We start from the raw sequence: 22,087 nt of genomic DNA, 5'->3' as shown, positions 1-22,087 counted from the left end.
CAGGTTTTCGTCAGGGCAGAGGCGATTGGCGACGGGCATACCCCTAGGTACGTCCGAGCCGATCGCCTTTGATCCTGGCGGAAAGATGCCCGGCCCTTCGGGTTGGCTGAAACGGGCCGGCTGATCGACCGGCCGGCTTGGCCGTAGAGCTTGGCTACGACGCGCGCCGGCCGGTCGACCATCCGACTCCGTTTGAGCCAACAGAATGCTTCAATCTAAACCGGAAAGGCTCTAGCGGCTGAGGAAACGGAAGTCAGGTCGAAAACAGATGCACTCGGCCTTGCCACAAGCGAGCGACGGTGAGTTTGCCGCTGCGATAGGCGCGCGTATCGATATTGAGCCGCTTCGGCCGTATGTCGGGTTCATCGTTCGGCGTATGACCGTGAACGACGAGTTTCGGCAACGGCACCCGGCTTTCGAGAAACCGCTGGCGGATGATGACCAGATCCTCGTCCGTCTGCTCACTAAGCCGCAGCTTCGGATTGATGCCGGCATGCACGAAAATCACGCTCGGCGTCTCCAGCAGGACAGGCATCGCCCGCATGAAATCGATATGCGTACGCGGCAGCGACTGGCGGATGAAGGCATCGAGCTTCGCGCCGGTGGGAAAGACCAGCGGTAGATGCTCCGGATCGAGGCCGTAGGATTTGAGCGACTCCGCCGACCCCATCTGCATCCAATCGTCATAGGAGATCCAGCCATCGATATAGTCGAGCATGGCGACTTCGTGATTGCCGGCAAGGCAGATGCGGTCGAATCCATCAGGCGGAGGCTCCATCAGATGGGTGATGACCTGTGCCGATTCAGGGCCGCGGTCGATATAGTCGCCGAGCGTGACGATCAGCTTTCGCCCGGGCAGCCGCGCGCCGTCACGCAGGATCGCCTCCTCGGCTTTCACAAGCAGGTCGTACCGGCCGTGAATATCGCCGATCGCATAGGTTGGGATAGCGGCAATATCCAGCGTCAGACGCGGTCTCGGCTGGCGTGCCATTTTCGAAACCTCGCTGTTGCGAGCACGAGAGTCGCTCATCATATTTCTCAAGGAAGCCCCACACCCTAAGTAGAGTAAAGGACAAGGCAATCAAGCTGGTAAGAAAATCCAAACCATTCGGGTTTTGTAGAAAAACCGGCCTTATCATTCGAGGGGCAATCCCTCACTCCTGTATCCGTCGAGAAAAGAGTGACCGATGGGAACGGTATCGCAGTTTCATCAGAGCCTCAGGCCTCCCGCGCATCGCATCGAAAGCGAAGAGGAGGCGATATCCACGGCCCGCGACCTCGCCGCCGCATTCCGGCATCAGGCGAGCGAGCGTGATATCAACCGCATCCTGCCCTTTGCCGAGCTTGATGCGCTGTCTGTATCGGGGCTGACGGCAATCACTGTTCCGCCAGACCATGAAGGGCTCGACGTGTCGAACGCCCTGCTCGCCGAAATCGTTGCGATCATCGCCGAGGGCGATGCCTCGATCGGCGAGGCGCTGGAAAGTCATTTTTCTGCGCTGGAAACGCTCCGCATTCAAGCTTCCGAGGATTTGAAGGCATCGCTGTTTGCCCGTGTGCTGCTCGGCGACAGCTTCGCGGGCGCCGCCTTCACCGACGGGACCGAACTGACTGCCGAAGGTCCAGGCTACCGCCTGAGCGGGCGCACGTGGCAGGCGCCCGGTATTCTATTCGCCGACTGGATCGCCGCTGCCGCCACCGCTCCTCCCAGCCGCCCGGTGACGCTCTACCTCGCACGCGGTGAAGAAGGCGTGCAGGTGGTCGATGATTGGGACGGCTTCGGCCAGCGCACCAATGGATCGGCGACGGCGATCGTCGGAACGCTTCATGTCGATGCCGATGCGATTGCGCCTGCTTCCTCCTCCGGACATTCGACCGGCATCTCGCTCGGCCTGCTGCTCAAGGCGGGCGTCAGCCTGGGCATCGCCCGGGCCGCATGGAGCGACCTGATGACCGCAATTGGCGATCGCAGCACGACCGTCCTTCCCCAGATCGGCGAACGCGCCATCCGCATCGAAATGGCGGCGGCAGCCTTGGAACGGGCTGGCCGCAAACTCGACATTGCCCAGGTCAATCCTGTGGAGGCCGCGATGGCGGACGCACATTTCTCCGCCTCGGCGGCCGTAATTCTTGCCGGGGAAACGGCGCTCGACACCGCAAATGCGCTGTTCGAACTTGCAGGGGAAACATCCGCGGGCATCGGCCTCAATCTCGACCGCCATTGGCGCAATGCCCGCATTCACGCGCTATCGCTGGCGCGGGATAAGTTGCTGCACATCGCAGGCGAATATATGTCAGAGCCTGGGAGGACCTAATTCAACTGGCGGCGGAGATCGGGAATTGTTCCTTGGTGCCGTCGATGCGGCCGCCGTCGGCGACGAACTGCTCGAGGGTCATATTGTCGAGAATGGCGGCGATCGCGTCCCGAACCTCGGTCATCGAGCGCCGCACCTGACAGGTTTCCGGATCGGCACAGTCGTCGCAGGCCTCGTAAGCCGTACGGCTGGCGCAGCGGATCGGCGCTAAGGGCCCGTCGAGCGTGCGGATGACATGGCCGATGCGGATTTCGGTTGCCGGCCGCGACAGGGAATAGCCGCCGCCCGGTCCCTTCTTCGAGCGCAGGATGCCGACATTGCGCAGTTCGAGCAGGATCGTGTCGAGAAACTTCTTCGGGATATTGTTGCGGGCCGCGATGTCGTTGATGAAGGCGGTCTCACCCGGCGCCAGCCGCGCCAGGTCGACCAGCGCCTTCAGCCCGTATTTTCCCTTTTTCGTCAGCATCGTCGTCGCCTTGTAGAAATCGCAGTATTTATCCTGCCAATAGCAGGCAAATAGCGTCAAAAGCGTGAACATACAACAAAATAGCTATTATATATAGCTTGTATCGGCAACGTCCACAGAAACGCCCGGCAGCCTCGAGAAAGACCGGCCGCCGCGCGCCCTGCCTGCAGCCTCGGTCAGATCGTCTTCAGCATGCCGCCATCGACGAAATAGGTCGAGCCGATGCAATAGCTCGCGCGCTCCGAACTCAGGAAGACGAAGACGTTTGCCAGCTCCTCTGGTGTGCCGAAGCGTTTGGAGGCGGCGTGCTCGTTGGCGACGCTCTGCAGGTAGCCTTCCCAGTTGCCGCCGGTTTCCGCCGTCAATTGCTTGGCGGTCTTGATCCAGTCGGGCGTCAGGATCAGACCGGCATTGACGCAGTTGACGCGGATATTGTCCTTGATGAGCTCGGTCGAAAGTGTCTTCGAAAACATCATCAGCGCCGACTTGCTGACATTGTAGATCGGCTCGTACCAGAGCGGCTGGACGGCGCAGATCGAGGCATTGTGCAGGATCACCCCGCCGCCGCGTTGCTTCATCTGCGGCGCGATGCCGCGCGCCAGCCGCACGGCGGCCATCACATGCAGGTCCCAATAGTCCTGCCACTTCTCGTCGGGCGCCTCCATCACCGTCTCGTTCGATCCGGTGCCGGCATTGTTGATGAGGATATCGGCGCCACCTTTTTCGGCCGCCGCCGCGATGATCGCCTCGGTTCCCGCAACCGTCGCCACATCGGCCGCGACAGCGGCGGCGCTGACGCCGTACTTCTTGGCGATACGGGCGGCTTCCGCCTCGAGCCGATCGCCGCCGCGTGCTGCCAGCACGAGGTCGACGCCCTCAGCCGCCAGCCCCTCGGCGATCGCCAGCCCGATGCCGACCGACGCACCTGTTATGACGGCAGTCTTTCCCTTCAATCCGAGATCCATGTCTTCCTCCGCAAACGGCCGGAGATCCCGGCCTGATGTGCTGAGTGTTCCGCCAATGAACCCCGGGCGTCAAGCGCCCGAACACCGCTTGCGGCAGGCGCCGATCTGTCGCATGCCTGCATCAACAGATGGGAGGAGTTTTCATGCGACGTTATTCAGCCTGCATAGAGTGGCTGTTTGCCGAAGAGGGCGACAGCTTTCCCGATCGCATCCGCCGCGCCCATGCGGCCGGCCTGACGGCGATCGAATTCTGGCGCTGGACCGACAAGGATCTGGATGCGATCGAGGCGGCGCTGAAGGAAACCAGCCTTGCCGTCTCCAGCCTCGTCGCCGAACCGATGATCGCGCTGACCGACGCCGCCAACCGGCAGGCCTGGCTGAAAGGCCTTGCCGAATCCGTCGCTGTCGCCAAGCGTCTCGGCGCGCCGGTGCTGATTGCCCAAGCGGGCGACGATCTCTCAGGCTTGACCCGCGAAGAACAGCGCCGGGCGCTCACCGAAACGCTGAGAGCCGGCGCCGATATCCTCAAAGGCAGCGGTGTCCGTCTCGGCGTCGAGCCGCTCAACATCCGCATCGACCATGTCGGCTATTTCCTCGATTCGACCCGCGAAGGTCTCGACATCATCGATGACGTCGCCCGCCCCGAGATCGGGATCGTTTACGACATCTACCATTCCGCCGTGATGGACGAGCGCACCGAGGAGGTGCTGAACGGCCGTCTCGACCGTATCATACACGTCCATGTCGCCGATCACCCTGGCCGCAACGAACCGGGCTCCGGCAATATTGACCTTGCCCGACGCCTCGGCTGGATCTTTGCCAACGGTTACGACGGCGCCGTCGGTCTGGAATACCGGCCGACCAGGCCCGGCGCGGACGCAGTCAAGGCTGCGATTGTTTCGCTCGGCGGTTAAACCTCGGCGGCATCGACGCTCGCCGCCGCCTTGCAGGGTCCGGCCGAGCGGCGCTCGATAATGCGCGAGGCAATCATGATACGCCGCGCCGGCATGCCCGGCAGGCGTGGATTCTCGATGCGCTCGAGCAAAAGCCGCAGCCCGACCGCCCCGCATTCCTGCCCCTCCATCCTCACCGTCGTCAGCGCCGGCGAGATCTGCGTTGCCGGCGAGTAGTCGCCGAAGCCGACGACCGAAATATCGTCGGGAATGCGATATCCTTGACCGAGCAGCTCGGAAACCACGGTCAGTGCCAGCCCGTCATGGGCGCAGAAAAAAGCCGTCGGCCGGATGCCTTTTTCCACGAGCGCTCGGAAGGCCGCGCTGAAGCCATTCTCTTCGTCGAACTGCATTACATGAAGCGCAACGTCAGGATAGCGTTCGGCGATTTCGCGGGCACCGTAGTGCCGCTCTTGGCGCCCCCGCAGGCCTGGCATGCCATAGACGTAAACAATGGACCGATGGCCGAGCCCGACCAGATACTCCACCACCGCCTGCCCTGCCTCATGGTCGGTGCCGCCGACATGGTCGATCTGTTCGAGCGCATCGACCCAGCCGAAACGCACGATCGGAACGCCGGTGGCACTTACCGCCGCCACGGCCTCACGGGCATGCGGACCGACGAGCATCAGCCCATCGCAAGTGCGCGCCAGCTCCTCCAACTGGTCGGAATCATGGGTCCAGCGTACGCGCAGCGTCATGCCAAGCCGATGAGCCTCGCGCTGCACACCGTTCTGCACCTGCATATAGAGCTCACTGTTGACGGCATCGAGATCGTGAAAGACAACCGCGACCTCGCCGGTGGAGCCCTGCCCGGCGGGCTTGGTATAGCCGAGGCGCTGCGCCGTCTCGCGGATCAGCGCGCGCGTTTCCTCGCTGACGCCGCTCTTGCCGGCAAGCGAGCGCGAGACCGCATATTTCGACAGGCCGACCTCCCGCGCGATCGTCTGCAATGTAACCCGGCCCCTGCTTCCCACGTGGCACCTCAGCGTTCGATTGATGCGCGCTGGCTATAGCAATCGCGCCGGTAAAGCAAATTATACACTAACGTAAACATAACGCTTTACCTAACAATATCCAAATGTAATCTTTTCCCCATCCAAACCCCACAGCAAAAATAATGATAAGGGCACGGATTTTTTGGAGGAGATCCCCTATGATCAAGCTGAAACGACGTGCGTTTCTGGCCGGGACATCGGCCGCCCTGATATTGCCGGCCCTGCCGGTTTTCGCCGCTGACTTCAAGGAAGCGGATATCCTGAAAACGAAGGTGTCGAGCGGCGCCCTGCCGGGCCTGAAGGACCGGCTTCCTGAAAATCCGCTCGTCGTCAAACCGGTCGAAAGCGTCGGCAAGTACGGTGGCGACTGGAACATGGCGCTGGTCGGCGGCGGGTCGCTGTCGATGCTGTTTCGCTACCAGGCTTATGAACCGCTGTTGCGCTACACCCCCGACTGGTCAGGCGTGACGCTGAATGTCGCCGAGTCCTTTGAGGGCGATGCCGACTCCAAGGTCTATACGATCCGCCTGCGCAAGGGCATGAAATGGTCGGACGGCCATCCCTACACCACCGCCGACATCAAGTTCTGGTACGACACCGTTTTCACCGACAAGCGCGTCGCCTTTGTCGGTCAGGATCACTGGAAGTCCGGCGGCAAGCCGGCCAAGCTGGAGATCGTCGACGAACAGACCTTCAAGGTCATCTTCGACAAGCCGAACGGCCTGTTCCCACTGCAGGTCGCCTGGGCAAACAACGACCAGACGACGCGCACGCCGAAACATTATCTCGAGCAGTTCCACATCGACTTCAATCCGAAGGCCGATGAACTCGCCAAACAACGCGGCTTCGAAAGCTGGATCGCCTCCTTCCAGGCGGCCGCCGGTTTCCAGGACGACAACGCCTTCTTCCTGAACTCCTCGAAGAAGCCGTGCGTGCATGCCTGGATGTTCACGATAGCGCCCGGCGAAAACACCGAACGCGCCGTTGCCGAACGCAATCCCTACTATTGGAAGGTCGACACCGAGGGCAACCAGCTGCCTTATATAGACCGCATCGTCTACCAGATGGTCGCCGACCCGCAGGTTTTGCTGCTGAAGGCCATGCAGGGCGAAGTCGACCTGATGGACCAGTATATCGCCACGCCGAACAACAAGTCGGTTCTCTACGATGCGCGTGAGCAGGGCGGCTATGATTTCTACACGCTGACTTCGACTGAAGCCAATGTGATGAATTTCATCTTCAACCTGAACCACAATGACGAGACCAAGCGGAAGCTCTTCCGGAACAAGGATTTCCGTGCGGCACTCTCGACAGCACTCGACCGGCAGTCGCTGATCGATGCGGTGCTCGTCGGCCAGGGGGCGCCTGCCCAGGCATCGATCAAGAAGGAAGACCCGCTCTACAATGAGCAGCTCGCCACGCAGTTCACGGCCTATGACGTCGACAAGGCGAATGCCATGCTCGATGAGATCGTGCCGAAGCGCGACGACCAGAACTTCCGCCTCGACGAAAAAGGCCGCCGCCTGACGATCATCTTCGAGATCGACCAGGCGCGCGCCGTCTTCCTCGATCTCTTCCAGCTGGTGATCCCGATGTTCCAGGCGGTCGGCATCGATGCGCAGATGCGCTCGATGGACCGTTCGCTCTGGGAGACGCGCGTCCGCCAGGGCCGTGATTTCGATGCGACCGCCCACCAGTTCGGCGCAAATGGCGGCGTCGCCGCCATGCTCGACCCGCGCTATTACGTGCCGACCGATGCCAACGCCATGTATGCCCCGGCCTGGCAACTCTGGTATCGCGACCGCGCCAATGCCAATGCCGAGGAACCGCCGGAAAGCACGAAGAGCCAGCTTGCGCTCTACGACAAGCTGAAGGCCACTTCCGACGCATCAGGCCAGCGCGAGGTCATGAAGCAGATCCTGCAAGGCGCCGCCGACAACTTCTATGTCTTCGGCATCTCGCTGCCGCCTGATGGATACGGCATCGTCAAGAACAACATGAAGAACATCACGAAGATCATGCCGAACTCCTTCGGCTGGCCGACGCCCGCTCCGACCATGCCGGAGCAGTTCTACAAGGTCTGAAGACCTTTTATCCCAGGAGCCCAATTAGGTGCCGGCCCCCGCCGGTTGGCGCCGAGGCCCTGCTTTTGCCAATGATTGGATGAAGACGATGCTCGATGCCAGGAAACAGAATACCCACACGCTGAGGACGCCGGACTGGTTCAAGACGGCGACCCGCTGGACTCAGCTGACCTTCGTGGAAGACGATCCGGAGAAATACGACCCGGCCTTCTGGATCGATGTCTTCAAACGCACGAAATCGAACGCGATCTGCCTCAGTGCCGGCGGCTATATCGCCTATTATCCGAGCGAAGTCCCTTACCACTATGTGAGCAAGTATCTCGGCGACAAGGATATCTTCGGCGCGCTCGTCGATGCCGCCCGCAAGCTCGACATGCATGTCATGGCCCGCGTCGACCCGCATGCGATCCATGACGATGCCGCAAAAGCCCATCCGGAATGGGTGATGATCAATGCCGACGGCACGCCGCGCCGCCACTGGGCCTATCCCGATGTCTGGGTGACCAATGCCTATGGCGACTACAACACCGCCTTCATGCCTGAGGTGGTCAAGGAGATCGTCCGCAAATACGATATCGATGCGGTCTTCGCCAATCGCTGGCAGGGCCACGGCGTCGATTATAGCGAAGACAGCGCCCGCCGCTTCAAGGACATGTCCGGCCACGCCCTGCCTGTAAAACCCGATGCCGAGGATCCCGCCTGGCAGGCCTGGGTGCGATGGCGCCGCCGCGTGCTCACCGACATGATCGCGCAATGGGACGATGCCGTCAAAGCGATCCGCCCGCATGCGAGCTTCATTCCGAACATGGGCGGCGCTTCGCTGATGGAATTCGATCTCTCGGTCATCGCCAGGCACTGCCCCTTCCTCGTCGTCGACCATCAGGGCCGCAAGGGGCTCGAGCTCGGCTGGTCGGCTGGCCGCAACGGCAAGCGCATCCGCGCCACCTTCCCCGACCGTCCGGTCGTGCTGATCACCTCGATCGGCCCGGAGGAGGAATATCGCTGGAAGGATGCCGTCACCTCGGGCGAGGAGATGCAGCTCTGGATCAACGACGGCACTGCCCACGGCCTCTATGCCTGGTTCACCAAATTCAACGGTGTCGTGCCCGACAAACGCTGGGTCGAGCCGGTGGCCGACGCATTCGGCCTGCAGGCAGCCGTCGAGCCGGTGCTGGAAAGCATGAAGCCGACCGCCGAAATCGCCGTGGTCGATCCCTCGACGACACTGCGCCACTGGGCGCCGGAAGAGCGGCATTCCGCCGAGAAACACGATCTCGGTCTCTATCACGCCCTCGTCGAAGCCCGGCTGCCCTTCGAGCTGCTCTCGGACCAGGTGCTGACCGAGGAAAACCTCAACCGCTTCAAACTGATCATTCTCGCCAACGCTTCCTGCCTTTCGGATGCGCAGAACGCGGCGATCCGCGCCTATGTCGATCGCGGCGGCAGCGTCATCGCCTCTTACGAGACGTCGCTGCGTGACGAATTCGGCAAGAAGCGTGACGAATTCGGTCTGGCCGACGTGCTCGGCGCCAGATACGTCTCTGGCCCGCGCGGCATCGTCAAGAACACCTATGTCGCCCTTTCCGGCGATCACCCGATCAATCGGGGCTTCGACGGCGCCGAACGCATCATGGGCGGCACCCGCCTGATCCACGCCGAACCGTCGGCCGATGCGAAGACGCCCTTCCTCTATGTCCCCGATTTTCCCGATCTGCCGATGGAAGAGGTCTATCCGCGCGAGGCCCCGAAAGATGCTGCCGTAATCGCCCGCGAGACCGGCAAGGGCGGACGCACGATTTACATCCCCTGGAACATCGGCGAGATCTTCTGGGAGGTCTTTGCCGTCGACCACGCCCGTCTCATCGCCAACGCCGTCCATTGGGCACTCGGCAAGACGCCGCGCGTCACCGTCAAGGGCAAGGGCGTCGTCGATCTGGCGCTGCGCGAAAACGATGAGGGTCTGGCGCTCAGCCTATTCAACCTCACCAACCCGATGATGATGAAAGGCCCGATCCGCGACAATTACCCTCTGGCAGCGCAGACCGTTTCGGTGGAGATTCCGGAGGGCCGATCGGTGGCGAAGGCTTGGCTCGTCGTTGCCGACCGCGCCGCAAGCTTCAGTGTGAAGGATGGACGCGCGCAGGTGGAGGTGCCTGGCATCGATCGGCTGGAGGTCCTGCATCTCACCTGGAAATGAGGTGACGCGCGACGGAGGAGCGCTTTCGGCCTAGGCCGAAAGCGGGTGGATATCCGGGGGAAGCGCGTCACAGCGTTCCCGACGGGAGGAGAAACATTCCGATGCTTGGCTATATCTTCAAGCGCGTGCTCTACATGATCCCGACCTTGTTCGGCATGTCGCTGATCTCGTTCCTGATCATCCAGCTGCCGCCGGGTGACTATCTGACGTCGATGATCGCCACGATGAGCGACAGCGGCCAGACCGTCGATCCCGCGCAGATCGAGCGGCTGAAGGAAATCTACGGCTTCGACGACCCCTTCTACGTCCAATATCTGAAATGGATCTGGGGCATCGTCAGCCGCGGCGATTTCGGCTACTCCTTCGAATGGGGCCAGCCGGTCTCCGGGCTGATCTGGGGCCGCATGGGCTCGACGCTGGTGATCTCGCTGTTGAGCCTGCTCTTCGTCTGGATCGTGGCTTTGCCGATCGGCATCTATTCTGCCGTCCGCCGCCACTCCGTCGGCGACCATGTCTTCACCTTTCTCGGCTTCATCGGCCTTGCCGTACCGAATTTCATCCTGGCGCTGACGCTGATGTACATCGCCTATAAATATCTCGGCCAAAGCGTCGGCGGGCTGATCTCGCCTGAGTATGCCGAGGCGCCCTGGAGCCTCGCCAAGGTCGGCGATTTCCTCGCCCATCTCTGGATCCCGATCATCATCATCGGCGCATCGGGAACGGCGGCGCTGATCCGCATCCTGCGCGCCAACCTGACCGACGAACTGCACAAGCCGTATGTCGTCACCGCCCGCGCCAAGGGTCTGCCGGAATACAAGGTCATCCTGAAATACCCGGTCAGAATCGCGCTCAATCCCTTCGTCTCGGCGATCGGCTGGGTGCTGCCGCATCTCGTCTCGGGCGTGACGATCACGGCCATCGTGCTGAACCTGCCGACCGCAGGTCCTCTACTTTTCCGTGCGCTGATCTCGCAGGACATGTATCTCGCCGGCAGCTTCATCCTGCTTTTGAGCGCGCTCACCCTCGTCGGCATGCTGCTGTCGGATCTGCTGCTGGCGCTGCTCGATCCGCGCATCCGGTTCAATTGAGGGGGACGCGATGAGCACGCACGAAACCTTCGGAAGCCATGCGGGGCCGCTTCACACTGTTGCCGACGGCCCCTCGATCAGCCCGCTGAAACAGGGCAAGACCGTCTCGACCGCCGCGGTCGGTCCCTGGCGGCTGGTCGCCGGCAAACTGGTCCGCCAGAAGGTGGCGATGGTGGCCGGCGCCATCATCCTCTTTCTTTATCTGGTTGGCCTCTTCGCAGAATTTCTGGCGCCGGCTTTGCCGATGACCTCGCGGCCGCAATATACCTATGCCCCGCCGCAGGGCTTCAGCTTCTTCGTCGAAAAACCGGACGGCAGCTCGGAATTCAATTTCCATGTGAAGGGTTACAAGGTCGAGATCGACAAGGTGGCTCTGCGCCGCACCTTCGTCGTCGACGACACCAAGGTTGTGCCGATCGGCTTCTTCGTCAAAGGCGCGGCCTACGATCTCTGGGGCCTGATCCCGATGAACCGCCACCTGATCGGCCCCCTTAACCAGAACGATCCGATGTATCTGCTCGGCGCCGACCGGCTCGGCCGCGACGTCTTCTCGCGCCTCGTCTATGGCACCCGCGTATCCATGTCGATCGGCCTCGTCGGCGTCGCCATGTCGCTGATCCTGGGCGTCGTGCTCGGCTCGATCTCCGGCTTCTACGGCGGCTGGGTCGATACGCTGATCCAGCGCGTCATTGAGGTCGTCAGCGCCATGCCGACCATTCCGCTATGGCTCGGCCTGGCGGCGGCGATCCCGCTGACATGGTCGCCGGTCAATGTCTATTTCGTCATAACAATCATTGTCTCGCTGCTCGGTTGGACCAGCCTCGCGCGTGAGGTGCGCGGCCGCTTCCTGGCGCTGCGCAGCGAGGATTTCGTCGTTGCCGCCAGGCTCGACGGATCAAGCGAGGCCCGGCTGATCTTCCGCCACATCCTGCCGTCGCTGACGAGCCACATCCTTGCGGTCGTTACACTGGCCGTCCCGACCATGATCGTCGCCGAGACCTCGCTTTCCTTCCTTGGCATCGGCCTCAAGCCGCCGGTCGTCAGTTGGGGCGTGCTGCTGCAGGACGCCCAGAACATCCGCACCGTCGCCACCGCGCCGTGGCTCTTGATCTGGCCGTCACTCGCCGTCGTCGTCGCAGTCCTGTCCTTCAATTTCTTCGGCGACGGCCTGCGCGATGCCGCCGACCCTTATGACAATTGAGGAGGAAGCCATGACCGATCTTTCAGACGACGTCGTTCTCTCCGTCGAAAATCTCTCGATCGATTTCCGGCTGCGCACCCACATCCTGCACGCCGTCGAAAATGTCAGCTTCGAGCTGAAACGCGGCCAGACGCTCTGCCTCGTCGGCGAAAGCGGCTCCGGTAAAAGCGTTACGGCCCGCTCGCTGCTGCAGATCGTCGACAGCCCGGGCAGCATCGTTTCCGGCCGCATCCTGCTCAACAATGGCGACGGGATCACCGATATCGCCGCCTTGAAACCGTCGGACCGGGCAATGCGCGCCATCCGCGGCCGCCGCATCGGCCTGATCTTCCAGGAGCCGATGAGTTCACTGTCGCCGGTGCACACCATCGGTTCGCAGATCATCGAGGCCGTTCGCCTGCACAGCAATCTCGATCAGCGTGCCGCCCGCGAACGGACCATCGAACTGCTGCGCCAGGTCGAGATCCCGAACCCGGACAAGATGGCCGACCGCTACACCTTCGAGTTCTCCGGCGGCATGCGCCAGCGCGCCATGATCGCCATGGCGCTTGCCGGCAATCCCGACATTCTCATCGCCGACGAGCCGACAACGGCGCTCGACGTCACCACCCAGGCCGAAATCCTCGACCTGATCAAGCGGTTGCAGGTCGAACGCGGCATGGCCATGCTGCTCATCACCCATGACATGGGGATCGTCGCCGAAGTGGCCGATGATGTCGCCGTCATGCGCTTCGGCCGCATCGTCGAGCGCGGCCCGGTCGATGCGATCTACCACGCCGCCGAACATCCCTATACCCGCCAATTGCTGGCCTCGACGGTCAAGCTCACCCACCATGTCGAAGGCCGGCTGCCCGCCGTGGCGCTCTCGCCGCAGGCGCCGCAGCCGATCCTGTCGGTCCGCAACCTCGGCAAGATCTACGGCTGGCACGGTAAGGCCAATACGCTGCGCGCCGTCGACGACGCCAGCTTCGATCTTTATCCCGGCGAAAACCTCGGCATCGTCGGCGAAAGCGGCTCCGGCAAGACGACGCTCGGCCGGCTCATCCTGCGCACCGTCGAGCCGACATCGGGCAGCATCACCTATCGCGGCAAGGACGGTAGCGAGATCGACGTCACGAAACTCACCAAGCGCGAACTCCGCACCTTCCACCGCGAAGTCCGCCTGGTCTTCCAGGATCCTTTCGCCTCGCTCAATCCGCGCATGACCGTCAAGGAGGTGATCGGCGATCCGCTTGTTGTCAACGGTCTGGCCAAGGGCAAGGCGCTGGAGGACCGCGTCGCCGAACTGATGCGCCTGGTCGGCCTCGACCCGATGGGCATGGAGCGTTATCCGCATGCCTTCTCCGGCGGCCAGCGCCAGCGCATCGGCATCGCCCGCGCCCTAGCGCTCGACCCCCGCATCATCATCGCCGACGAGGCGACATCGGCACTCGACGTCTCGATCCGCAGCCAGATCCTCGATCTGCTGCTCGATATCCGCCAGCGGCTGAACCTGAGCTTCATCTTCATCTCCCACGATATTTCGGTCGTGCGTTATTTCTGCGATCGCGTCGCTGTCATGCATCGCGGCAAAATCGTCGAACTCGGCGAGGCCGAACAGATCTGCACCGCTCCCGAGGAGGCCTATACCAAGAGCCTCATCTCCGCCGTTCCCAATCCCGACCCTCGCGACAAGCGCATGCTGCACCGGCATCGTTTCGTCGCGCCCGCCAATATCTAAGGACGATCCCGTGCCGAAATTTTCCGCCAACCTTTCCTTCCTCTACCAGGACCTGCCCTTTCTCGACCGCTTCGCCGCTGCAGCAGGGGACGGCTTCGGCGCCCTCGAATATCTCGGCCCCTATGCCGAACCGAAGGAGAAGGTCGCCGAGGCGCTAAAGGCGAGCGGCCTGAAACAGGCGCTCTTCAACGTGCCATCAGGAGACTGGGCCGGCGGCGAGCGCGGCATCGCCTGCCTGCCGGACCGCGTAGAGGAGTTCCGCGACGGAGTGGCACTGGCGCTCGACTATGCCGCAGCGCTCGACTGCCGGCAGGTGAATGTCATCTCCGGCCTGGTGCCGAAGGGTGCGGACCTTCAAACGCTGGAAACGGTGCTGGTCGACAATCTGAAATATGCAGCAAAGCGTTGTGCCGACGTCGGCGTCAAGCTGCTGGTCGAGCCGATCAACCTGCGCGATATTCCCGGCTTCTTCCTGTCGACCACCGCTGATGCCGAACGCATTCTCGACCGGGTCGGCTCGGACAATCTCTACATCCAGTATGATTTCTACCACATGCAGATCATGCAGGGCGACCTGATCCCCACCTTCATCCGGCTGAAGGAGAAGATCGCCCATGTCCAGATCGCCGACAATCCCGGCCGGGGCGAACCCGGCACCGGCGAGGTCAATTACGGCTTCATCCTCTCCGAGCTCGATCGCCTCGGATACGACGGCTGGGTGGGCTGCGAGTACAAGCCGAAATCCGGCACCAGCGAAGGCCTCGGCTGGATGAAACCCTATCTGACGTCAGCGAGGACAGCATGAACATCGGATTTATCGGACTGGGCGTCATGGGCCGCCCGATGGCGGAACACCTGATCGACGCCGGCCACACGCTGCATCTGAGCCGGGTGAAGGAAATCTCGCAACATCTTGTCGACAAGGGCGGCAAAGCCGTAGCCAGCGCCAGGGCGGTAGCGCACGCTTCCGACATCGTCATCCTGATGCTGCCGGATACACCAGATGTCGAGGCGGTGCTGTTCGGCGAAGATGGCGTCGCCGCCGGCCTTTCCCGGGGCAAGCTTGTTATCGACATGAGTTCGATCTCGCCGGTCGTCACCAAGACTTTCGCCAAACGCATCGAGGCGCTCGGCTGCGATTATCTCGATGCCCCGGTTTCCGGCGGTGAGGTCGGCGCCAAGGCCGCCTCGCTGACGATCATGGTCGGCGGCAAGGAGCAAGCCTTCGAACGCGCCAAGGCGCTTTTCGAGAAGATGGGCAAGAACATCACTCATGTCGGCGGCAGCGGCGACGGCCAGACGGCCAAGGTCGCCAACCAGATCATCGTCGGCCTGACGATCGAGGCGGTTGCCGAAGCGCTGCTCTTTGCCAGGAAGGCCGGCGCCGATCCGGAAAAGGTCCGCTCCGCGCTGATGGGCGGCTTTGCCTCCTCGCGCATCCTCGAAGTGCATGGCGAGCGCATGGTCAAGGAGACCTTCGAGCCCGGCTTCCGCATCCGCTTGCACCGCAAGGACATGACGCTTGCCGTCGATGCCGCCCGCGCACTCGATCTGTCGCTGCCGAACACGGCCGCCACGCAGCAGTTGATGAATGCCGCGATCGCCAATGGCGACGGCGAACGCGACCATTCCGCCCTCATCCGCACCCTGGAACTCCTCGCCGGAGGGCCGCACTAGATCAACGCTTTTTAGAACAACCGGACGACATCTTCGATTGCCGACTGCCGGAGCCTTCTTTCCGGACGGCGAAGCCATGTCCGGTCATCGATAGAGAAGGACAGGAAAATGCTCAACAAAGATATCCAGCTGCCCTACGGCGCCGTCTATTTCCGCAAGTCCAACCCGCCCCGCGAAGATTGGGAACGCGACTACGCCACCGCCGGGCAAGACGGCCTCAACATCTTCCGCCACTGGTTCATGTGGAGCGCGATCGAAACCGCCCCCGGCGTCTACGATTGGGAGGACTATGACCGCCAGATGGATCTTGCCGCCGCAAACGGCATCAAGACCGTTATCGCCGAGTTGATCCATGCCGTGCCGGACTGGGCGGTGCGCAAATATGCTCATGCATTGCAGGTCAATGCCGACGGCACCAAACTCGGTTCCTATATGGGCGTGTCGTCGGCAACTGGCGGCTTCTCCAACAATGGCGGCGGCGCCGGCGCCCTGACGCTGAACTGCCCCGAAGTGAAGGAAGCGGCGGGAAAATTCCTGACCGCGCTCGCCACCCGCTACAAGGATCATCCGGCGATCTATGGCTATGACGTCTGGAACGAGTGCAACTATTCCGCCGATGTCGATTACAGCCCCTATGCCAAATCAGCCTTTCGCAAATGGCTGGAGAAGAAATACGGCAGCCTGAAGGTCCTGGCGAAAGCCTGGTACCGCTACAGCTATGCCGAATGGGACGATATCGAGCCGCCGGTGCACATGGCGCCGTACCCCGAATGCATCGACTGGCTGCAGTTCAAGCGCGACAATTTCTACGACCAGATGCAGTGGCGCATCGACACGATCCGCGCCGTCGACCAGAAGAACACCATCGTTGCCCACGGCATATCGGGCGCAATTCCCAACATGGCGGCCAATGGCTGCGACGACTGGCTCGCCGCCTCCAAGGTCGAGGTCTACGGCTTCACCTGGATCCAGGCTCGCAAGGGGTCGGAAGCCTGGAAAAACTGGTATGGCGTCGACATCAACCGCGCCGCCGCCCGCGGCAAGCCGTTCTGGCATGCCGAACGCCAGGGCGGCCCGCTCTGGCTGCAGCCGCAGGTGATCGGCCGCGACAGGGAGGATGGCCGCGTCGTCGCTCCCGAGGATATCCGCCTCTGGAGCATGACCTCGCTTGCCGGCGGCGCCCGCGGCGTGATCAATCTGCGCTGGCGCCCGCTGCTCGATGGCCCGCTCTTCGGCGCTTTCGGCTCCTACGGCATGGACGGCTCGCGCACGCCGCGCTCCGACATGGCAAGCGCCATGGCGAAATGGGCAAATGACAAGGCGCAAGCTCCCCTCTGGGAGGCAAAGCCCTTGCGCGGCGAGGTCGGCATCCTTGTCGTTCGCGAAACGCAGGAGTTCGATTACCTCCTGAACCACGACCGCAAGGAGAAACCCTATCCCGAAGCCATGTGGGGCGCTTATCGAGCCTTCCTCGAAAACGGCGTGCAGCCGGACTGGGTGCATATCGACGATATCGCGGCCTATGATTTCCTCTATTTCCCCTATCCGATCATGTTCACATCAGAGCAGGCGAAACGCCTGAAAGCCTGGGTCGAAAATGGCGGCACGCTGATTGCCGAAGCATGCCCAGGCTATTTCGGCGATCGCGGCCATGTCGGCACCGTTCAGCCGAACATGGGCCTCGACGAGGTTTTTGGCGCGCGAGAGGAAGAGGTCGAGTTCATGCCCGATATCGGCGACCGCATCCATTTCGATCTCGACGGCGCGGCGATCGACGGCGGCGGCTTCCTGCAGTCTTATCGGCTGGCCGGCGGAACGGGACGCGGCCACTTCACCGACGGCCGTCTTGCCGTCGTCGAAAATGCCTATGGCAAGGGCCGCACGCTGCTCATCGGCACCAATCCTTCCGTTGCCTATTACCGCACGCAGGGGAAGGCGAATGGCGCTTTCTTCGCTGAGCTATTGAGATGGAGCGGGAAGAAGCGCCACGTGACGCTGTCGAATGCCGCACTCTTCGCCCGTATCCACAAGGGGGAAAAGGGTAGCTTCCTCTGGCTCGTCAATCCGACGAGAACGGCGCAGAAGACCGAGCTGACGCTAGCCGAAGGAGCCCTTGCGCAAAGCCAGGCAGTCTGGCCGATCGACCATATCGGCAATAGTGGCATCGAGGTGCCGCCGCGCGATGTGCTGATCCTGCCGCTCGATAGCTGAAATTTCAGGATGCGGATGAACTGGCGCCTTCGGCAAAGGCTTCAAGCTCGGGGTCGAAGTCGACCTCGACGACATTGTTGAAGACGGCGGTGGCCAGCATGATGCCGGCAAAGGCGACGAGATCGACGAGCACCTTGGTCTCGTAGCGCTCTTTCAGCTTTGCCCAGAGTTCGGCGGGAACAGCATTGGAATCGGCGACGATCGCCTTGCCGAAGGCGTCGAGCAGCGCTTCCTCGTCGGAAAACTCCAGCGCATCGGGATTGAAACCCTTGTTGATCAGCGCCCGGCGAAAGAAGGTGATAGCGATCTTCGATTTCGCCGCCTTCGAGATCGCATGCGAGAAGATCCAGATCGCCCGGTCGCTGACGGCAGGATCGAGCTCGGCCCGCAGCGTGAACCACTCGGCATAGATGCGGTGGGCGGCCGGCGAATGCAGCAGCGTCCGCTTCATGTTGGTCATGCGCCCGCGTAGCCTGACTTCTTCGTCATGCGCCGCACGAACCTCTTCCGAAGCACTGTCGTAGTCGATCTGCGGGACATGGCTCATCGGGATCCGTTCTTTCCTTAGGCACACAGAAGCTATCGGTGCGGAGATGTCGTGTGGCTGCGCAACGGCAAATCCGCTTGGCCACCGCCCGGCTCCCGCTTAGACTGACGAAATCGAAAGTGGAGGCAAGGCATGGGCGACGACCACGAGCATCATCATGTCGACTGGCGGGAACATGGCGTCAAGGTCATTCCCGGCAATTCGCTCGATCCGAACACCGCACAGACGCCGGGCATGAATCGCGCGACCGCGATCAACAATGCGCGCGCCGGTGCCGAAAAGATCTGGGCCGGCACGGTGACGATCCATGCCAACGCCAAGACCGGCGCCCATCACCACGGCGATCTCGAAAGCATCATCTACGTGGTCAAGGGCAAGGCCCGCATGCGCTGGGGCGAGCATTTGGAATATACCGCCGAGGCCGGCCCAGGCGACTTCATCTATGTTCCGCCCTATGTGCCGCATCAGGAGATCAACGCCAGCCGGGACGAGACGCTGGAATGCGTTCTCGTCCGCTCAGGCCAGGAACCGGTCGTCGTCAATCTCGACATCGAGCCAGTCGAAAAGCCGGAAGACGTCCCGTGGATCGACCCGATCCACCGTTAGAGCAATTCGCCTTCGAGCAAGCGGCTGACACCCTCAGCCGCCGAACGCTCTGCAAGGCCCATCGAAGACTGCTTTAGGCGTGAACGGCACCTGCACCTGCTGTAACCGGGTTCTCGATGATCCGGCCGGTATCGGCGGCATAGAGGTGGATCTGGTCGTAATCGATCGCGATGCCGATCGGGTCGCCCGACTTAACCTTCACCGCTTCGGTCAGCGCCACGGCAAAGGGCAGCCCATCGAAATCGGCGTGGACGATGCGGCTTGCGCCGAGCTCTTCGATGAAATCGGCCGTTGCGGTGAGGGCTCCGGGCGCATCCGGGGCCACCAGCCGGGCCGCTTCGGCGCGCATGCCGAGCACGACACGTTTGCCTTTCAGCGGCGCGGCGCGCTCGCGCGGCAGCGCGACCTTGCGGCTTTGATCGTAGACGAAGACGCCTTCGTCATTGATCGTGCCCTCGAGCAGGTTCATCGCCGGCGTGCCGACGAAGCCCGCGACGAAGCGCGAAACCGGATGATGATAGACCTCTTCCGGCGTGCCGACCTGCTCCACCCTGCCGCCGTTCATCACCACCAGCCGGTCGGCCAGCGTCATCGCCTCGGTCTGGTCATGCGTGACGAAGATCGAAGTGGCGCCGAGGCGGCGGTGCAGACGGCGGATTTCGGCGCGCATGGCGATACGCAGCTTGGCGTCGAGGTTCGACAACGGCTCGTCGAAGAGAAACACCTTCGGTTCGCGGATCATCGCGCGGCCCATGGCGACGCGCTGGCGCTGACCGCCGGAAAGAGCGGCGGGCCGGCGTTCGAGGAAGGGTTCGAGGCTGAGCGCCTTGGCGACCTCGCCAATGCGCCGCTGACGCTCCGCCTTCGAGACGCCGGCCACCTTCAATGCGTAGCCGATATTCTCGGCAACGCTCATATGCGGATAAAGCGCATAGTTCTGGAACACCATGGCGCAGCCGCGCTCGCGCGGCTCCAACTGGTTGACGACGCGCCCGTCAATAGCGATTTCACCGCCGGTGATTTCCTCGAGACCGGCGATCATGCGCAGCAGCGTGGACTTGCCGCAGCCGGATGGCCCGAGAATGACGATGAATTCGCCCGACTGGATGTCGAGATCGACGCCGTGAACAACGGGGGTTTTGCCGTAGTTTTTCTTCACGCCACGAATGGAGATCGGTGCCAAGGGAGTACTCCTTCACTTCTCGGTGGAGATAAGGCCGCGTACGAACCAGCGCTGCATCAGAATGACGAGGATCAATGGCGGCGACATGATGATCAGGGTTCCGGCCATGGCGACGTTCCAGTCGGGCAGGCCGAATTCGGACGGGATGAGGGTCTTGAGCTGCGTCACGGCGATGCCGAAATTCGGATCGGTGGTGATCAGCAGCGGCCAGAGATACTGGTTCCAGGCCCAGACGAACATGATGGTGAAGAGCGCGATCATATTTGGCCGCGAGAGCGGCAGCAGAATGTCCCAGAAGAACCGGACCGGGCCCGATCCGTCCATCTTCGAGGCCTCGGCCAGCTCGTCGGGAACCGTCAGGTAGAACTGCCGGTAGAGGAAGGTGCCGGTCGCGGTTGCGACCAGCGGCAGAACGAGACCGGGATAGGAATTCAGCAGGCCCCATTCGAGCTTGATCTGGACGCCGGTGATCAGCGCAACGAGCCAGCTTATGCCGGTAACGTCTAGGATCGTCTGGAAAGGCTGCAGCGCGTTGGCCGCAATCGAATAGGTCGGCACGATGCGGACTTCCAGCGGCAGCATCAACGTGATGAAGATGATCCAGAAAATCACATACCGGCCGCGGAAGCGGAAGTAGACGATCGAGAAGGCTGCCATCGAAGACAGCATGACCTTGCCGGCGCCGACGGTTGCGGCGAAGATGATGCTGTGGAACAGCTTGTTGCCGAGATCGGCGCGAACCCAGGCTGTCTCAGCGTTTTCCCAGAAATGCGAGCCTGGAACCAGCGGCAGCGGCACGCGATTGACCGTCTCCAGATCAAGCGTCGAGGCGATGATGACAATGGCGAAAGGCAGAAGCGCGATCACCATGCCGAGCGCGAGAAGGCTATAGCAGATGAAGTTGAATATCGGCGTGCGTTCGATCATGTCCGCAACCTCACTTGTAGTGCACGCGCCGCTCGATGAAGCGGAACTGGAAGACGGTGAGCAGGACAACGAGCACCATCAGGATGATGGACTGCGCTGCGGCGCCCGAATAGTCGAGGCCTCTGAAGCCGTCGAAATAGATCTTGTAGACCATGAGTTCGGTGGCGCGCGCCGGGCCGCCCTGCGTCATAACGTCGACGATACCGAAGGAATCCTGGAAACTCTCGGTGATGTTGATGACGAGCAGGAAGAACAGCGTCGGTGTCAGCAGGGGCAGCTGGATATCCCAGATCCGGCGCATCGGCCCCGAACCGTCCATTGCGGCGGCCTCAATCAGCGAGCGCGGAATGCCTTGCAGCGCCGAGAGGAAGAAGATGAAATTGTAGCCGATATATTTCCAGGAGAAGGCGACGATGACGGCGATCATCGCGTCCTTGCCGTCGAGCGCGGGATTCCAGAGGCCGGGCCAGACGTGGTTGATAACAGACAGAAGGCCGGCCTCCGGCGCCAGGATGAAGCGGAAGGCGAGGCCGAGAGCGGGAGCGGCAATTGCGTAAGGCCAGATGAAGACCGACCGGTAGACTTTGTGGCCGCGCAGTTCACGATCCGTCAAAAGCGCCAGGATGAGGGCCAGCCCCATGGCAATGGCCGTCGAGCTGAAGCCGAAGATCATGCTGCGGGTGATCGAGTCCCAATAGATCGGATCGGTGAGCAGCTGTCTGAAATTGTCGAAACCCACCCAGGCATTACCGCCGCCCCATGGCTGCTCGAGCGTGAACGCCCAATAGAGCGCCTGCGCACTCGGCCAGTAGAAAAAGACGAAAATCAGCAACAGCATCGGAAATGCAAAGAGCAGTCCGATCGTCGTCGACGAGAAAGTGACACGCTTTTCCATGGGTGGTCGTTTTCGGCCTGGTTTGGTTTAGGCGCGGGCGGCGAGTTCGCATCC

General features: G+C 62.0%; 19 protein-coding genes. 11 read left to right on the top strand and 8 right to left on the bottom strand.

Translation table 11 applies throughout. From position 1 onward, the window contains the following. Positions 1-253: 253 nt before the first annotated feature. On the bottom strand, positions 254-1,030 hold the full coding sequence (locus RWJ89_RS26780; RefSeq protein ID WP_170269706.1) for a metallophosphoesterase family protein: 777 nt from the start codon (positions 1,028-1,030) through the stop codon (positions 254-256). A 157-nt stretch (positions 1,031-1,187) separates the two neighbouring features. Between RWJ89_RS26780 and RWJ89_RS26775 the strand changes: the two genes are divergently transcribed. Next, positions 1,188-2,315, top strand: coding sequence for a monooxygenase (locus RWJ89_RS26775; RefSeq protein WP_168284541.1), 1,128 nt, complete (start codon positions 1,188-1,190; stop codon positions 2,313-2,315). Position 2,316: 1 nt separating this feature from the next. On the opposite strand, the gene RWJ89_RS26770 is transcribed toward RWJ89_RS26775, so the two are convergent. After that, a complete protein-coding gene (locus RWJ89_RS26770) occupies positions 2,317-2,781 on the bottom strand; it encodes an RrF2 family transcriptional regulator (RefSeq protein WP_077979272.1) in 465 nt (154 codons plus the stop codon). A gap of 176 nt (positions 2,782-2,957) precedes the next feature. Continuing rightward, positions 2,958-3,746, bottom strand: a complete 789-nt coding sequence (locus RWJ89_RS26765) for an SDR family NAD(P)-dependent oxidoreductase (RefSeq protein WP_131666155.1) — start codon at positions 3,744-3,746, stop codon at positions 2,958-2,960. 143 nt (positions 3,747-3,889) lie between these two features. Between RWJ89_RS26765 and RWJ89_RS26760 the strand changes: the two genes are divergently transcribed. Further along, positions 3,890-4,660: a TIM barrel protein gene (locus tag RWJ89_RS26760; RefSeq protein WP_131666156.1), complete on the top strand. Its 771-nt coding sequence runs from the start codon at positions 3,890-3,892 to the stop codon at positions 4,658-4,660. On the opposite strand, the gene RWJ89_RS26755 is transcribed toward RWJ89_RS26760, so the two are convergent. After that, on the bottom strand, positions 4,657-5,676 hold the full coding sequence (locus tag RWJ89_RS26755; RefSeq protein ID WP_316031707.1) for a LacI family DNA-binding transcriptional regulator: 1,020 nt from the start codon (positions 5,674-5,676) through the stop codon (positions 4,657-4,659). The genes RWJ89_RS26760 and RWJ89_RS26755 overlap by 4 nt on opposite strands. 179 nt (positions 5,677-5,855) lie before the next feature. Between RWJ89_RS26755 and RWJ89_RS26750 the strand changes: the two genes are divergently transcribed. From RWJ89_RS26750 to RWJ89_RS26715, 8 genes are all read left to right on the top strand, one after another. Beyond that, the gene (locus RWJ89_RS26750) at positions 5,856-7,781 is read left to right on the top strand and encodes an ABC transporter substrate-binding protein (RefSeq protein WP_316031706.1); all 1,926 of its coding nucleotides are present in this window, start codon (positions 5,856-5,858) and stop codon (positions 7,779-7,781) included. An 88-nt stretch (positions 7,782-7,869) separates the two neighbouring features. Next, complete coding sequence (locus RWJ89_RS26745; RefSeq protein WP_316031705.1) at positions 7,870-9,978, top strand: family 10 glycosylhydrolase; 2,109 nt, start codon at positions 7,870-7,872, stop codon at positions 9,976-9,978. Between the two features lie 101 nt (positions 9,979-10,079). Then, the gene (locus RWJ89_RS26740) at positions 10,080-11,066 is read left to right on the top strand and encodes an ABC transporter permease (protein WP_020051391.1); all 987 of its coding nucleotides are present in this window, start codon (positions 10,080-10,082) and stop codon (positions 11,064-11,066) included. Positions 11,067-11,076: 10 nt separating this feature from the next. Further along, positions 11,077-12,267 carry an ABC transporter permease gene (locus tag RWJ89_RS26735; protein WP_131642792.1) on the top strand — a complete coding sequence of 397 codons (1,191 nt, stop codon included), beginning with the start codon at positions 11,077-11,079 and terminating at the stop codon, positions 12,265-12,267. 10 nt (positions 12,268-12,277) lie between these two features. After that, entirely contained in the window at positions 12,278-13,987 is a 1,710-nt protein-coding gene (locus tag RWJ89_RS26730) for an ABC transporter ATP-binding protein (RefSeq protein WP_168257766.1), read from the top strand. Between the two features lie 10 nt (positions 13,988-13,997). Beyond that, entirely contained in the window at positions 13,998-14,792 is a 795-nt protein-coding gene (gene otnI, locus RWJ89_RS26725) for a 2-oxo-tetronate isomerase (RefSeq protein WP_131642794.1), read from the top strand. Next, on the top strand, positions 14,789-15,664 hold the full coding sequence (locus RWJ89_RS26720; protein WP_221943116.1) for a 2-hydroxy-3-oxopropionate reductase: 876 nt from the start codon (positions 14,789-14,791) through the stop codon (positions 15,662-15,664). The genes otnI and RWJ89_RS26720 overlap by 4 nt, the downstream gene beginning before the upstream one ends. Before the next feature lie 108 nt (positions 15,665-15,772). Next, on the top strand, positions 15,773-17,875 hold the full coding sequence (locus RWJ89_RS26715) for a beta-galactosidase (protein ID WP_168284544.1): 2,103 nt from the start codon (positions 15,773-15,775) through the stop codon (positions 17,873-17,875). Positions 17,876-17,879: 4 nt separating this feature from the next. On the opposite strand, the gene RWJ89_RS26710 is transcribed toward RWJ89_RS26715, so the two are convergent. Beyond that, positions 17,880-18,422 carry a hypothetical protein gene (locus tag RWJ89_RS26710; RefSeq protein ID WP_168257763.1) on the bottom strand — a complete coding sequence of 181 codons (543 nt, stop codon included), beginning with the start codon at positions 18,420-18,422 and terminating at the stop codon, positions 17,880-17,882. Positions 18,423-18,554: 132 nt separating this feature from the next. Between RWJ89_RS26710 and RWJ89_RS26705 the strand changes: the two genes are divergently transcribed. Continuing rightward, complete coding sequence (locus RWJ89_RS26705; RefSeq protein ID WP_131666164.1) at positions 18,555-19,028, top strand: cupin domain-containing protein; 474 nt, start codon at positions 18,555-18,557, stop codon at positions 19,026-19,028. 73 nt (positions 19,029-19,101) lie between these two features. Here the strand turns inward: RWJ89_RS26705 and RWJ89_RS26700 are convergent, their stop codons facing one another. The 3 genes from RWJ89_RS26700 to RWJ89_RS26690 are packed head-to-tail and all read right to left on the bottom strand — an operon-like array spanning position 19,102 to position 22,033. Further along, complete coding sequence (locus RWJ89_RS26700; protein WP_168257762.1) at positions 19,102-20,211, bottom strand: sn-glycerol-3-phosphate import ATP-binding protein UgpC; 1,110 nt, start codon at positions 20,209-20,211, stop codon at positions 19,102-19,104. Positions 20,212-20,223: 12 nt separating this feature from the next. Next, positions 20,224-21,138 (bottom strand): ABC transporter permease subunit, encoded by a 915-nt coding sequence (locus tag RWJ89_RS26695; RefSeq protein WP_222062001.1) that lies wholly within the window; start codon positions 21,136-21,138, stop codon positions 20,224-20,226. Positions 21,139-21,148: 10 nt separating this feature from the next. Beyond that, entirely contained in the window at positions 21,149-22,033 is an 885-nt protein-coding gene (locus RWJ89_RS26690; protein ID WP_168257761.1) for a carbohydrate ABC transporter permease, read from the bottom strand. Between the last annotated feature and the right edge of the window lie 54 nt (positions 22,034-22,087).

Origin of the sequence: Rhizobium sp. 10PS4 (assembly GCF_032464805.1) — a bacterium.
GTDB classification, from domain to species: domain Bacteria; phylum Pseudomonadota; class Alphaproteobacteria; order Rhizobiales; family Rhizobiaceae; genus Rhizobium; species Rhizobium laguerreae.
Note: the sequence above shows the minus strand (reverse complement) of the source record. Positions and strands in the feature narration are given on the sequence as shown.